The 14,036-nt window shown below is 71.7% G+C and carries 11 protein-coding genes; 5 read left to right on the top strand and 6 right to left on the bottom strand.

Annotated elements, in window-relative coordinates; translation table 11 throughout:
* Positions 1–161 precede the first annotated feature (161 nt).
* Positions 162–1,619, bottom strand: coding sequence for an MFS transporter (locus OHS82_RS24210; RefSeq protein WP_277922393.1), 1,458 nt, complete (start codon positions 1,617–1,619; stop codon positions 162–164).
* 205 nt (positions 1,620–1,824) lie between these two features.
* Here OHS82_RS24210 and OHS82_RS24205 point away from each other — a divergent pair, with 205 nt between their 5' ends.
* The gene (locus OHS82_RS24205) at positions 1,825–2,886 is read left to right on the top strand and encodes a helix-turn-helix transcriptional regulator (RefSeq protein WP_057578830.1); all 1,062 of its coding nucleotides are present in this window, start codon (positions 1,825–1,827) and stop codon (positions 2,884–2,886) included.
* A 189-nt stretch (positions 2,887–3,075) separates the two neighbouring features.
* Here OHS82_RS24205 and OHS82_RS24200 read toward each other — a convergent pair whose 3' ends face one another.
* On the bottom strand, positions 3,076–3,909 hold the full coding sequence (locus tag OHS82_RS24200) for a TetR family transcriptional regulator (RefSeq protein ID WP_328436099.1): 834 nt from the start codon (positions 3,907–3,909) through the stop codon (positions 3,076–3,078).
* Between the two features lie 790 nt (positions 3,910–4,699).
* Positions 4,700–5,698, bottom strand: a complete 999-nt coding sequence (locus OHS82_RS24195) for a sigma-70 family RNA polymerase sigma factor (protein WP_057578832.1) — start codon at positions 5,696–5,698, stop codon at positions 4,700–4,702.
* A 188-nt stretch (positions 5,699–5,886) separates the two neighbouring features.
* Between OHS82_RS24195 and OHS82_RS24190 the strand changes: the two genes are divergently transcribed.
* Positions 5,887–6,426, top strand: a complete 540-nt coding sequence (locus tag OHS82_RS24190; RefSeq protein WP_328434463.1) for a GNAT family N-acetyltransferase — start codon at positions 5,887–5,889, stop codon at positions 6,424–6,426.
* 49 nt (positions 6,427–6,475) lie between these two features.
* Here the strand turns inward: OHS82_RS24190 and OHS82_RS24185 are convergent, their stop codons facing one another.
* A complete protein-coding gene (locus OHS82_RS24185) occupies positions 6,476–7,285 on the bottom strand; it encodes a dioxygenase family protein (protein WP_199863787.1) in 810 nt (269 codons plus the stop codon).
* 148 nt (positions 7,286–7,433) lie between these two features.
* Here OHS82_RS24185 and OHS82_RS24180 point away from each other — a divergent pair, with 148 nt between their 5' ends.
* Positions 7,434–7,949, top strand: coding sequence for a MarR family winged helix-turn-helix transcriptional regulator (locus OHS82_RS24180; RefSeq protein ID WP_057579371.1), 516 nt, complete (start codon positions 7,434–7,436; stop codon positions 7,947–7,949).
* A gap of 66 nt (positions 7,950–8,015) precedes the next feature.
* Here OHS82_RS24180 and OHS82_RS24175 read toward each other — a convergent pair whose 3' ends face one another.
* Together OHS82_RS24175 and OHS82_RS24170 are read right to left on the bottom strand one after the other, a co-directional pair.
* Positions 8,016–9,563, bottom strand: coding sequence for an MFS transporter (locus OHS82_RS24175; protein ID WP_057578836.1), 1,548 nt, complete (start codon positions 9,561–9,563; stop codon positions 8,016–8,018).
* A 236-nt stretch (positions 9,564–9,799) separates the two neighbouring features.
* Positions 9,800–10,450 carry a TetR/AcrR family transcriptional regulator gene (locus OHS82_RS24170; protein ID WP_057578837.1) on the bottom strand — a complete coding sequence of 217 codons (651 nt, stop codon included), beginning with the start codon at positions 10,448–10,450 and terminating at the stop codon, positions 9,800–9,802.
* Positions 10,451–10,859: 409 nt separating this feature from the next.
* Here OHS82_RS24170 and OHS82_RS24165 point away from each other — a divergent pair, with 409 nt between their 5' ends.
* Together OHS82_RS24165 and OHS82_RS24160 are read left to right on the top strand one after the other, a co-directional pair.
* Complete coding sequence (locus OHS82_RS24165) at positions 10,860–12,173, top strand: M6 family metalloprotease domain-containing protein (protein WP_057578840.1); 1,314 nt, start codon at positions 10,860–10,862, stop codon at positions 12,171–12,173.
* A gap of 171 nt (positions 12,174–12,344) precedes the next feature.
* Positions 12,345–13,973 (top strand): IclR family transcriptional regulator domain-containing protein, encoded by a 1,629-nt coding sequence (locus OHS82_RS24160; RefSeq protein WP_328434462.1) that lies wholly within the window; start codon positions 12,345–12,347, stop codon positions 13,971–13,973.
* Positions 13,974–14,036: the final 63 nt, after the last annotated feature.

Here is a 14,036-nt window from a genome sequence, read left to right as displayed (position 1 = left end):
GCCGGGCGTCCATGCGGCGAGGGGCCCGTCACCGTTGCGGTGACGGGCCCCTCGCCGGGAACGTGCGGTCGGCGGGCTCGGTCGGACCCACCTCGGACCCGCCCGGGATCGCCCGGGATCGCCCGACGAACTCCAGCTCAGCCGTACGCTCAGCGACCTGCTCAGCCGGCGAACTCGTGCTCCTTCTCCTGCTCCAGGCCCTCGGAGGAGGCCGCCTCCGGCAGGTCCTCGAGACCCTCCAGGTGCTGCGCCGACCGCTTCGGCAGAGCGAACATCAGCAGGAAGATCCCGAACATCACGAGCGCCACCCAGCCCAGCGCGTGCTGGAAGGCGTTCACGAAGGTGGGTCCGACCTCGGCCGGGGTCAGCCGGTCGCCGATCTCACCGAAGAAGACCACCGCGACCAGTCCGAGACCGAGCGCGTTGCCCATCTGCTGCACGGTGTTGATGAGTCCCGACGCCGAGCCCGCGTGCTCGCGCGGCACCTCCGACAGCACCGCGTCGGTCAGCGGGGCGAAGATCAGGCCCATGCCCGCGCCCATCACGACCAGCGGCAGCGCCATCTGCCAGGGGGCGATGCCGAGGCCGTAGCGCTCGGACTCCCAGATGTAGAGGAGCACGCCGACGGTCATCGTCAGGGCGCCCGCCTGGAGCACCTTGCGCCCGAAGCGCGGAGTCAGCTTCTGGACGGACATCCCGGCGGCCACCGACACCGCGATCGAGAACGGGACACCGGTCAGCCCCGCCTTCAGCGGGCTCCAGCCGAGGCCGGTCTGCATGTACAGCGTCCACACCAGGAAGAAGACGCCGAGGCCGATCCCGAAGACCGTCTGCACGGCGACGCCCGCCGCGAAGCTCCGCACCCGGAAGAGGGAGAGCTCGATCAACGGCGAGCCGTCCCGCGCGCCCTTGCGCCGCTCGTAGGCGACCAGCGCCCCGAAGACGCCCAGCGCACCCGCCATCGACACGTACCCCCACAGCGGCCAGCCGAGCTCACGGCCGCGGGTGAGCGGGTAGAGGAGCATGAGCAGGCCCAGGGTCACCAGGACGACGCCCACCAGGTCCAGCTTCAGCGCCTTCGGGGCCTTGGACTCCGTGATGAACCGGCTGCCGAGGATCAGTCCCGCGATGCCGACCGGCAGGTTGATCAGGAAGATCGGCCGCCACTCCAGCCCGAACAGGTTCCACTCCGTCAGCAGCGCGCCGAGCAGCGGACCGGAGACTGCTCCCAGCCCCACGATCGCGCCGAAGAGCCCGAACACCTTCCCCCGCTCGTGCGCCGGGAAGGTGGCGTGCACGATCGACAGCACCTGCGGGACCATCATCGCCGCCATGCCGCCCTGCAGGATGCGGGAGGCGACCAGCATCTCCGGGTTCACCGCGAAGCCGCACAGCGCGGAGGCGAGGGTGAAGCCGCCGATGCCGATGAGGAACAGCCGCTTGCGGCCGTGGATGTCGCCGAGCCGTCCGCCCGTGATGAGCCCGGCGGCGAAGGCGAGCGCGTATCCGGCGGTGATCCACTGGATCTGGCTCCAGGAGGCGCCCGCGTCCTCCCGGATGGAGGGGATCGCGATGTTGACGATGGTGACGTCGACGAGGTCCATGAAAGCCGCGGTCATCACGATCGCGAGCGCGAACCATCGGCGGCGGTCGCCCGGCGTGCCGGCCTCGCCCGATGTCGTGGCGGCGGTCCCGGAGTCGGTGGCCCGAGCGGCGGGCGCGGCCGCGTTCTCGTTCCCGGTGGAGGTGTCCGTGTCGTTCATAGTGCGACTGTAGGACCGCAATAGGTCAGATCATGTCCTAGTGGTGCGGCATTCTCGATGCATGACGACGGACACTCCGGCTCGGCTGCTGCAACTCCTCTCCATCCTCCAGACGCCCCGCGAATGGCCCGGCGGCGAGCTCGCGGACCGCCTCGGGGTCTCCCGGCGCACCGTCCGGCGGGACATCGACCGGCTGCGCGAACTCGGGTATCCCGTCGAGGCCAGCAAGGGCTCGGACGGCGGATACCGGCTGGTCGCGGGCAAGGCGATGCCGCCGCTCGTGCTCGACGACGAGGAGGCCGTGGCGATCGCCGTCGGCCTGCGGGCCGGCGCGGGACACGCGCTGGAGGGCGTCGACGAGGCCTCCGTACGGGCCCTCGCCAAACTGGAACAGGTGCTGCCGGCCAGGCTGCGCCACCGCGTCTCCACCCTCCAGGCCGCGACCACGCCGTTGACCAGCGGAGACGGCGCGAGCATCGCACCCGAGACGCTGACCGTCATGGCCTCGACGGTCGCCGGGCAGGAGCGGCTGCGGTTCGCCTACCGCGCGAAGGACGGCACCGAGTCGCGGCGGCTGACCGAGCCCTACCGGCTGGTGTCCACGGGCCGGCGCTGGTATCTCGTGGCGTACGACCTCGACCGCCAGGACTGGCGGACCTTCCGCGTCGACCGGGTCCGGGACCCCTTCGCGACCGGCTCCCGCTTCGCGCCGCGCGAGCTGCCGACGGGCAGTGCGGCGGAATACCTCCGGCGGTCCATCCAACGGCGCCCCGACATGGACGAGTACGCGTACGACGTCACCTTCGACGCGCCGGCCGAGCTGGTGACGTCCCGGCTGCCGTCCTGGCTGAGCACTTCGGTCGTGGCGGACCCGCCCGCGGCGGGAGACGGGGAGGACGCAGGCGTGCGCCGATGCCGGCTGCGGGGGACCACGAGCGATCCGGTGGAGTGGCTGGCGGTCCGGTTCGCGATGCTGGGGTACGAGTTCTCCGTCCAGGAGCCGCAGGAACTGGTGGACTGCGCACAGGAGTTGAGCGGACGCCTGGGACGAGCGGCACGGACCGGATCCCCGAGCGACACGAAAGCGGCCCCGGCCGACGGCAAACCGCCCCGGGCACACTGAGCCGACCCGAAACCGGCGAGCCCGGTCGGGGGCGGCGAGCCCGGCCGGGGGCGAGGCGGGCCTGAGGCAGTGGGCCCGATCGAGGGTGAGGCGGGCGCCGGGGGCGTGGGCCCTGTCAGGAGCTGGGCGGGGCGGGACAGGGGCGGGGGGACCAGGATCTGGGGCACGGTCGCGCTGCCCCGTCCGGTGTCACGTCCGCTTCGCCGGGCCCGCTTCCCACGCGAACCCGTGCAGGGCCCGCAGGTTGTGCAGAGCCAGCTCGGCCGGGCCCTGCGGACCGGTCGGCGCGGCGTCGGTCACCGCCCAGCTCTCCACCGCGACCCGGACGGCGGCACTGGCCACGGCGGCGGTGAAGCGCCGGCGCGCGGAGGCCACAGGCGCCTCGGCGGCATCGGGCGCTTCGGAGGCGAGGACACCGGCACCGGACAGGTCGCGGCCCTCGGGCGGGGCGCCGGCGTCGGCATCGGCTGCTGCTGCTGCGACGGCGGCGACCGTCCTGCCGGCGGCGTCGGCGCCGTTCGACGTATGGGCCCCATGCGAAGCGCCGGGCGCGTCAGGAGCGTCGGGGGGTTCCGCGGCGGTCGAGGCGGAGGCCTGCGGGGAGGACGTCCTGGCCTCGGTGGCCGCCGCCCGTTCCGCCAGGACCTCCGCGATCGTCGTCTCCGAGGTGTGGCAGACCTCGGCCCACACCTTCCCGAGGGCGGGGCTGGCGACGGCCAGCCGGATCAGGGTGCGGACCCATTCCCAGGAGGCCGCCGAGACTCCACGGCCGGTGACGAGGGTGTGCCGCACTGCGTGTTCGAGAGCCTGCGGCACCGGCAGTTCGGCCGGGGCCTCGCGCAGCGCCTCCGCCCAGCGCTCGGCGCCCGCCGAGTAGAGGGGGGCGACCGCCTCCTCCTTGGTAGCGAAGTACCTGTAGAACGTGCGCGGGGCGATGCCCGCGGCCTGGGCGATGTCCTCGGCGCGGGTGGCCTTCAGGCCCCGGCTGACGAAGAGGCCGGCCGCCGCCCGGGCGATCTCCATCCGGGTCGCCGCTTTGCGCCGCTCGGTCAGCGAAGCCGGGCCGGCGGAGGGGGTCGAGCTGATCACTTCGGCAGGCTATGCCCATGTGGCACAATCTGCCATTCGGGCGGGCCACCCCGTGGTTCAGGTACGGGGTGCCCCGCCTCTTGGCGTGCCCGCGTGCGCCGTGATCGGGGGCAGGTCATGTGCGCCCGCAACCCCGTGCGCGCCGAAAAGGAGCCGGGCCCGGCGCCTGGGGGGAGAGGCGCCGAAGCCCGGCTCTGGACAGTCCCGGCACCGGGGGATGTGCGTCGGGACTTGGCTCACTCGCGTGGTGCGAAGGTCTCGGGAAGAGCTACAGGGTCCGGTCGGCCCGAACTCCCGTGCTCAGAAGTCTTTTTCCCCGCATCTGCCGGTTGAAGCGGCGTTCCCGCGCCATGTTTGCGCGGTCCCCGCCACCCGGCGCACGCGGGCGGAAACCCCACACCACAGCACGCCCACGGCACCCTCACAGCACCGGACCGCCCTTGCGTGACCGAAGCGATCCGGCCTTCGCCCACGTCACCGACGGCCCCAACCGGCCGGCGCCCGCACCACCGGCCGTCCGGAAGACGTCCGGAAGAAGACGTCACAGCCGCCGGAGCGACCGCACCCGCGCACCCCCGCGGCGCGGCGGCACCGCACCGCGGGGAGGGCAATTCAGCGATCCGCGGTGCCGCCGCAGGCCGCCCCTCGCCCGGCATGCCCGCCCGGCGTCGCCCGGCATGCGCGCCCAGCGGCAACTCCCGTCAGGGCGGAGGCCGGTGACCGGTTACGCCGCCGCCTCGAAGCCCGTGTCGCGGGCCAGCTTCTTCAGTTCCAGCAGGGCGTGCTTCTCGATCTGGCGGATGCGCTCCCTCGTCAGCCCGTGCTCCTTGCCGACCTCTGTCAGGGTGCGCTCGCGGCCGTCGTCGATGCCGTAGCGCATCTTGATGATGGAGGCGGTGCGCGGGTCGAGACGGTCGATCAGGCCGTCCAGCTCCTCGCTGCGCAGCAGGGTGAGGACGGACTGCTCGGGCGAGACCGCGGAGGTGTCCTCCAGCAGGTCGCCGAACTGCGTCTCGCCCTGGTCGTCGACCGACATGTTCAGCGAGACCGGGTCACGGGCCCAGTCCAGGACGTCGGTGACGCGCTCGGGCGTGGAGCCGAGCTCCGCTGCGATCTCGGCGGGCTCCGGGTCACGGCCGTTCTCACGGTTGAACTCGCGCTGTACGCGGCGGATCCGGCCGAGCTCCTCCACCAGGTGGACGGGCAGACGGATCGTGCGCGACTGGTCGGCTATCGACCGGGTGATGGCCTGACGGATCCACCAGGTCGCGTACGTGGAGAACTTGAAGCCCTTGCGGTAGTCGAACTTCTCGACCGCTCGCACCAGGCCCGCGTTGCCCTCCTGGATGAGGTCGAGGAGGGGAAGACCGCTGCGGGGGTAGCGGCGGGCGACCGCGACGACCAGGCGGAGGTTGGAACGGATGAAGACGTCCTTGGCCCGCTCGCTGTCCACGACCAGAGCCTCGAGCTCCTCGCGGGAGGCGTCCGCCCTGGACTCCTCCTCCCCGTCGAGGACCTGCTGCGCGAACACGCCGGCCTCGATGATCTGGGACAGCTCGACTTCCTTCGCGGCGTCGAGCAGGGGTGTGCGCGCGATCTCGTCGAGGTACATGCCGACCAGGTCGCGGTCGGCGATCTCGCCGCCATGGGCGCGAACACTGCGGGCCGCGCTGCTCGTCTCGCCGGTGGCGGACTTGCGGCGGGCGACGGCACGGGTTGCCATGCGTGCTCCCTTGCGATGGAGGTTCGGCGGGTGGCCCTTCAGACGCCCGGTCACTCTCGGAACTTGCGACTCTCCTCGGGTGCCCGGCATCTGATGGAAACAACGACTGGAATCAGGACAGAATTCCCAACCCGCACCCCGATTTTGATGATCTTGCAGTACCCTGTCCGACCACGCGAGGAGGGCCGATGTCGTCGGAACGTACAGAGGTGCAGGTCAGGCCGGGAATCGAGAGTGACCTCGAAGCCCTCACCAGCCTCTACAACCACTACGTACGTGAGACGCCCATCACATTCGACACCGCGGTCTTCAGTCCGGAAGAGCGACGTCCTTGGCTGCTCTCCCACCCTGAAGACGGGCCGTACCGCCTGATGGTTGCCACGGAAACGGACTCACAGGACATCCACGGCGCCTCACAGGCGATCCTGGGTTACGCCACATCCAGCCCTTTCCGCCCCAAGGCGGCCTACTCCACGTCGGTGGAGGTGACGGTCTACGTCGCCCCGGACGCCGGCCGGCGGGGCATCGGCACGCTGCTCTACAAGGCGCTCTTCGAGGCGCTCGCGGGCGAGGACCTGCACCGTGCCTACGCGGGCATCGCACAGCCCAACGAAGCGTCCGCGCGGCTGCACGAACGCTTCGGGTTCCGGCACGTCGGCACCTACCGGGAGGTGGGCCGGAAGTTCGGCCGCTACTGGGACGTCGCCTGGTACGAGAAGGACCTCTGAGCGCCGGCGGAGCCGTCGTCGGATCCGCCGGCCGAGGCGCGCGGGCGCGTCAGCCGAACTGCACCGACCGCTTCGCCAGCCCCATCCAGAACCCGTCGATCACGGACTTCTGCGCGTCCAGCTCGCCGGTCACCTCCGCGGTGCCCATGGTCACGAAGAGCGGGGCGAAATGCTCGGTGCGCGGATGGGCGTACCGGCCGGCCGGGGCCTTGTGGAGGAAGTCGAGCAGACCGTCCCAGTCCCGTGTCTCCAGCGCGCGCCGGCCCCAGTCGTCGAACTCCGAGGACCAGCTGGGCACTCCCCCGCCGGGGTGCCGCAGTGCGGCCAGGTTGTGGGTGAAGAAACCGGAGCCGACGATCAGGACACCCTCGTCACGGAGCGGCGCGAGCTTGCGGCCGATGTCCATCAGCTTCACGGGGTCGAGCGTCGGCATGGAGATCTGCAGGACCGGGATGTCGGCGGCCGGGAACATCTCGACGAGCGGGACGTAGGCGCCGTGGTCGAGGCCGCGGTCGGGGATGTCCTGTACGGGGACGCCCGGAGCGCGCAGCAGCTTGCGCACGCTCTCGGCGAGTTCGGGCGCGCCGGGTGCGTCGTACTTCACCCGGTAGTAGTGCTCGGGGAAGCCCCAGAAGTCGTAGACCAGGGGGACGGGGTCGACGGCGCCGAGGGCGAGCGGGGCCTCCTCCCAGTGGGCGGAGACCATCAGGATCGCCTTCGGGCGGGGCAGACCGGCCGACAGGGCGGCGAGCTCACCGGGCCAGACCGGGTCGTCGGCGAGCGGCGGGGCGCCATGACTGAGGTAGAGCGCGGGCATGCGTTCCTGGGGGAGGGCGCGCTCCTGAGTTGCGGCGGACATGGCAGCTACTCCTTCCAGGGTTCGGACCGAGCCGGGTTGCGGGGACGACGTCGATCGCGATGGTTGATTGAAATCTAAAACGTCAACGGCCATGAGCATATTCCCAAATGATTTAAATTTCAAGGAGCTGACGTCTACAGTGGAGTACATGAAGAAGGCACCCACATCCGTCGACGAGCCGCACCCGCGCTGGCTCACCGCAGAGGAGCAGCTCGTCTGGCGCTCCTACGTGCACGCCACCACCCTCCTAGAGGACCACATGGACCGGCAGCTGCAACGGGATGCGGGCATGCCGCACGTCTACTACGGCCTCCTGGTCAAGCTCGCCGAGTCCTCCCACCGGCGACTGCGGATGACCGAACTGGCCATGCACGCCAAGATCACCCGCTCCCGCCTCTCCCACGCCATCGCGCGTCTGGAGAAGAACGGCTGGGTGCGCCGTGAGGACTGCCCCTCCGACAAGCGCGGTCAGTTCGCCGTGCTGACGGACGCGGGACTGGACATGCTCAAGCGCGCCGCGCCCGGCCATGTCGCCGTCGTGCGCAACGCGCTTTTCGACCGGCTCTCCGCGGAACAGCAGAAGTCCCTCGGCGAGATCATGCAGATCATCGCCGAGGGACTTCAGCCCAACGAAGCGGGTGCGGACCTGCCCTGGCTCCGCTAGACCCGTGGGCGGGTCAGCCGCCCGGGCCGGTGGGACGTCCCGGGCGGGTCGGATGTCCCGGGCGGGTCAGTGGACCATCACCGGGACCGCGTCCTCGGCGTCCTTCGACCCCGAACCCGCGACCGCGCCCATGTCCGGCTTGCCGGCGTTGATGAAGGTGAGGGCGATCGCGGCGGCCGCCACCAGGATGCCGACGGCGAACCAGATGGCGCTGGTGTAGCCGTGCACCATGCCCTCCAGCTGCACCAGCTGCTGCTGGGGCTTGGAGGCGGCGCCGGCGATGTGGTCCTTGATGTACGAGGTCGTCGCGGACGCGGCGATGGTGTTCAGCAGGGCGGTGCCGATCGCGCCGCCCACCTGCTGCGAGGTGTTGACCATCGCGGAGGCGACACCGGCGTCCCGCGGCTCGATGCCGTACGTGGCCAGGGACATGGCCGGCATGAACGCCGTACCCATACCGAGGCCGAGCAGCAGCATCGCCGGCATCAGCACGGCCGTGTACGAGGAGTCGATCTCCAGCCGGGTCAGGAGCAGCATGCCGAGGGCGGCGACCAGGAAACCGGGACCCATCAGCAGACGCGGGGCGACCCGGGTCATCAGACGGGTACCGATCTGGGTGGAGCCGGTGATCATGCCCGCGATCATCGGGAGGAAGGCGAACCCGGTCTTGACCGGCGTGTAGCCCTTCACGATCTGCAGGTAGTAGGTCAGGAAGAGGAACAGGCCGAACATCGAGATGATCGCGAGGCCGAGGGAGAGGTAGATCCCGCCGCGGTTGCGCTCGGTGATCACGCGCAGCGGCAGCAGCGGGGCCTTGACCTTCGACTCGACGATCACGAAGGCGGCCAGCAGGACGGCCGCCGCGACGAACATGCCGATGGTCACGGAGTCGCTCCAGCCCTCCGACTCGGCGCGGGTGAAGCCGTAGACCAGGGAGACCAGACCGAGGGTGGAGAGGATGACGCCCGGGATGTCGAGCGGCGAACGGTTGCGGCCGCCCTCCGGCTCACGGATGACGAAGTACGCGCCGGCCGCGGCGACGATCGCGAACGGGATGTTCACGAAGAACGTCCAGCGCCAGTCCAGGTACTCGGTGAGGAAGCCGCCGAGGATCAGGCCGACGGCGCCGCCGCCACCGGCGATCGCACCGTAGATGCCGAACGCCTTGGCGCGCTCCTTGGCGTCGGTGAACATCACCGCGAGCAGGGAGAGCGCGGCGGGCGCGAGCAGCGCACCGAACGCGCCCTGGAGCGCGCGGGCGCCGAACATCATCGCCTCGTTGACGGCGGCGCCGCCGAGCGCGGAGGCGGCGGCGAAGCCGCCGAGGCCGACGACGAAGGCGCGCTTGCGGCCCCACAGGTCGGCTATGCGGCCGCCGAACAGCAGCAGACCGCCGAAGGCGAGGGCGTAGGCGGTGACGATCCACTGCCGGTTGCCGTCGGAGATGCCGAGGTCCTGCTGGGCCGAGGGCATCGCGATGTTCACGATGGTCGCGTCGAGGACGACCATCAGCTGGGCGAGGGCGATGAAGGCCAGCGCTTTCCAGCGGTTGGCGTCCGGCCCGCCCCCCTTGCCGGGGGCCGGGGCCGAGGCCTTCTGGACTGTTTCAGACATGGGAATACCCGCTTCGGTACTTCGTGACGGAAAAAACGGAAGAAGCTGGAGCCAAGAGACGAAAAGTGGACGAAGAGCAGGTGGAGCGACGTGGCGGCACATCTTCACTGACGGCCGGTCGCCCGCCTTTGTGACGGCCGCGCGGTGCCGAGTTCTCGGCGGTGACTGCTCGGTGATGACTGCTGCTCGGTGATGACTGCTGCGGTACGGGAAACCAATCGGTCAGGGACCGGCCGTCAGAGCCGGCGCAGATCCTCCATGGTCACGGCCGCCCCCGGCAGCACGGAGGGGGCGGGGGCCCGCAGCCCGTCCAGGAACAGCTGCAGGTGGCGGTGGAGGAAGCGGTCGGCGCTCGGGCAGGCCGTACCGGCCGGGGGCCGGCTGAGCTGGGCCACCGCGATCATCACGTCCCCCACGCCGACGTCGGGCCTGAGCTGCCCGGCCGCCCTCGCGCGGTCCATGACCTCCTCGATGATCCGCTCGCACCGTTCGCGGGCGGCCTCGAGGTCGGGGTGGTGCTCGTCGAAGGTGCTGGAGATCATCGGGCACAGCGCGCTGATCCGTTCGTCGGCGGAGACGTGCACGAAGCGCTCCAGCGCCTCGAACGCGTCACCGGTCTCGGCGAGGGCGGTCTGTCCGGCCCGGACCGTGCGGTCCAGCACCGAGCAGACGACCTCGCGGACCAGCGCGTCCCGGTCGGGGAAGTTGCGGTACACCGTGGCATTTCCCACGCCGGCCCGGCGGGCGATCTCGTCGAGCGGCACGTCGGGGCCGAACTCGGTGAACATCTCGCGGGCGGCGGAGACGATCCGCTCCCGGTTGCGCAGGGCGTCGGCGCGGGGCCGGGTCGCCTTGCGCTCTGCGGGGACAGCGGTCGCGGTCTGCACGGCGTACTCCTGTCTGAGGTTCGTGTGACGCGTGGTGCGACACGGACGTCTGTGGCTGCGATCCGGGGAGCGAGTCCCCGTTTCACTCGGACACCTAGCTAAACGGGGACGGCATCCCCGCTTATTTCCCGGACCCGGAAGTTTTCGATGTGACCTGGGCCACACGTCTGCCGACCCCGTTCCACATCCGCTCCACATCCGCTCCACATCCGCTCCGCGCCTGCCCCGCACCCGCTCCGCGGCCGTTCCGCGCCCGTCGCCCCGCCGCTTCGCCGCAGTCCCTTACCTGCCGGTAACCCACGATCGGTCTCCTCCAGCGCGCGCCCGAGTGCGCCCTCAAAGAGGGTGATCAGGAGGTGATCAGGACGCAGCCGGTGACCGGTGGCTGCCCGGAGCGAGAGGCCCCCGCATGCAGCCGCAGTCCGCGCGCACTGCCCGGGACCTCCGCCACCGCCGGATACGCACGCGCCGCGCCGCCGCGCTCGCCTCGGTCACCGTCCTGACGCTCGCCCTCAGCTCGTCCGCGGGCAGCGGGCGCCTCACCCCGGACCCCGGCTCCACGACGGCCGGCGCCGGCCCCCTCACCGTGGCCCCCACCGCCGCCCTCGCCCCGTGCATGATCAGTGGGGGCGCCTCCGTCCAGATGTCCGAAGGGGTGCCCACCGCAGGCGGCTACTCCCGCTCCACCGGCGTCGTCCGCGCCCTCACTCTCATGATCGACTTCTCCGATGCGCACGGCCGGGGCAGCGCGCTGAGCCGCTACCGCGAGTTCTTCCCGCAGACCGAGCAGTGGTTCCGCACGGCCTCCTACGGGCGTCTCGACTACCGCGCCGAGACGCCCGTCCGGCACTGGCTGCGCATGCCCAAGTCGTTCCACGCGTACGGCATAGAGCGCGGCGCACCGTTCGAGCCCGGCTACCGCGAACTCGTCCAGGACATCGTGGGCGCCGCCGACCCGACGGTGGACTTCCGCGACTACGACCTCCTGAACGTGCTGATCACCCCGAATGCGGGCCCCTCCGCGCTGGACACGGTCCTGTCGGTGACGTTCGCCGGGAACGCGGAGGCCCCGGTCGCCGACGGGGTGTCGGTGGCGAACGCCTCGTTCGTGTACTCCCGCCAGGACGACGGCTCCGGTTCCTACGACCGGACCGGCTACCGGGTCCTGCCCCATGAGAACGGCCATGTCTTCGGCCTGCCCGACCTCTACACCCAGGAGGGCGGCGGGGCCGTCGGCCACTGGGACATCATGAGCGAGGACTGGGGGGCCAACAACGACCTGCTCGGCTGGCACAAGTGGAAACTGGGCTGGCTGGACGCCTCCCAGATCGCCTGCGCGGCGACACCGGGCACGACGGAGTACCCGTTGACGCCCCTCGCGCGCGCGGGCGGACCGAAACTCGTCTTCGTCCCGCTCAGCGACCGCACCGGCTACGCCGTCGAAATGCGCGCACGCGGCGGGAACGACGAGGCGGTGTGCCGCCCGGGCGTCCTCATCTACAAGGTGGACGCCGACGTCGACACCGGCATGGGCCCGGTGACGGTCTACGACTCCCACCCCGACAGCGGTGGCTGCACCCGCAGCCCCAACGTCCACGCCGAGCTCTCCGACGCCCCCTTCGCCCCGGGCCAGTCCTTCAAGGACCCGAAGAGGGGCATCCGGATCACGGTCACGGGGACGGACTCCGAGGACGGATACCGGGTGCGGGTGACCCGACGGTAGGCAGGACACGTCCGGTCGGCCCCGGCCGATGAGGGGACGGCCCCGGGACTACCGTAGGGCGGCAACCGCGCGGCGGCAGGCAGGCCGCCCCGCCACCCCCGCAGTGCGCGGCGCCCGGTCCCCCGTACCGGCGCCGCACCCCCGTACCGCCCGTATCGGAGAACCCACCGCATGCCCGCGACCAGGACGCCCGCGCCCGCCCCGTCTCCCGGGGCCGGCGCGCCCGCCTCGTCCGCCGGGGCCGCCGCGCCCGCTCCGGCGGAGGCGGTCACGCCGCTGATCCGCGGAATCGCCGTGCTGCGCCGGCTGACCGACGCGGGCGGCACGGCGAGTCCGAGCGAACTGGAGCGGAGCACAGGTCTGGCGCGTTCGACGGTCGACCGGATCGTCGCGACCCTCGCCCGCATGGGATACGTCCGCCTCGACGGCCGGGACGCCGTGCTGGCCCCCCGCGTCATGGAACTGGGCAACGCCTACCTGGCTGCCCTGCGCCTGCCGGCGCTGCTGTCGTCCCGGGCGGACGCCCTGGCCGACGAACTCGACGAGTCCGTGTCCCTCGCGGTCGCCGACGGCGACGGCATCCGCTTCATCCACCAGGCGACCCGCCGCCGCGCGATGTCCCTGAGCTTCCGCATCGGCGACCTGCTGCCGGCCGAACGCACCGCGCCGGGACCGCTGTTCGCCACCGAGTGGACCGACGAGGAGTGGCGGTCCTGGCGCGCCCGCCGCACGGCGGACCCGGACGACCGGGCCTTCCCGGCCGTCCCGCCACCGCCCCCCGCACTCTCGGACGACGACGGCTTCGCCCGCCGGACGGCCCTGGCCGCGGACGAGGACTGCGCCCTGGACGACCAGCTGATCGAGCCGGGCCTGGTGGCCGTGTCCGTCCCGGTCCGCGACCCGCGCACCGGGCGGATCGCGTGCGTGGCGAGCGTCGTCAGCCACACGAGCCGGCACACGGCGAAGGATCTGCGCGCCACCCTGCTCCCACGGCTGCGGACGGCCGTCGTGGCGATGGAGGACGACCTGCGCAGCGCGCCGGCCGCGGAGTCCGGCCCGCCGCCCGCGGGACTGGCCGTCTGGACGGGGGCGTCGAAACAGGAACTGGGCCGCGAGTTCGTCGAGTCCCTCGCCCGGGGTCTGACCGTCCTGACGGCGTTCGGCGAGGGCAGGGCCGAGCTCACCCTCACCGAGGTCGCGAAGGCGACCGGGCTCGCGCGGGCGACGGCCCGCCGGGCGCTGATCACCTACCAGCACCTGGGCCTGGTGACACCGGCCACCCCCCGCACCTTCGCCCTCACCCCACGGGTCCTCGCCCTCGGCTTCCCGCCGCTCTCCCGCACCTCGCTCCCCCGGATCGCGGCTGCGCACATGGCGGCGCTGGCGGACGAGGTCCGGGAGACGACGTCGCTGGCGGTGCTGACCGCGTCACGCGAGGAGATCCAGTACACGGCCCGTGCCGCCGCGAGCCACGTCATGAGCGTGGACGTCGGCGTCGGCACACGACTGCCCGCCCGCGCGACATCGCTGGGACGGGTGCTGCTGGCGGCGCCCACGGACCCCGCCTCGTCGTACGCCCTGGCGGACGAGGAACTCGAACAGGGGGTGCGGGCGATCGCCGTCCCGATCCACGACCGTGCGGGCCGCACCGTCGCCGCCCTGAACGCGGCCACGCATGTCGCCCGCCGTACGGCCGAGGAGTGCGTGCGGGACGTCCTCCCGGCCCTGCGGTCGACGGCCTCACGCATCGAGGCCGACCTCCACACGGCAGCCCGCTTCACCCACGTCCCGCTGACCTGACGGACCGTCGCTCCCGAACTGCTCCGAGCCGCTTCCGACACGCCTCCCGCTCGCCGCCTCCCG

This window comes from Streptomyces sp. NBC_00425 (assembly GCF_036030735.1).
GTDB lineage: Bacteria > Actinomycetota > Actinomycetes > Streptomycetales > Streptomycetaceae > Streptomyces.
This window is presented reverse-complemented; position numbering and strand designations above follow the sequence as displayed.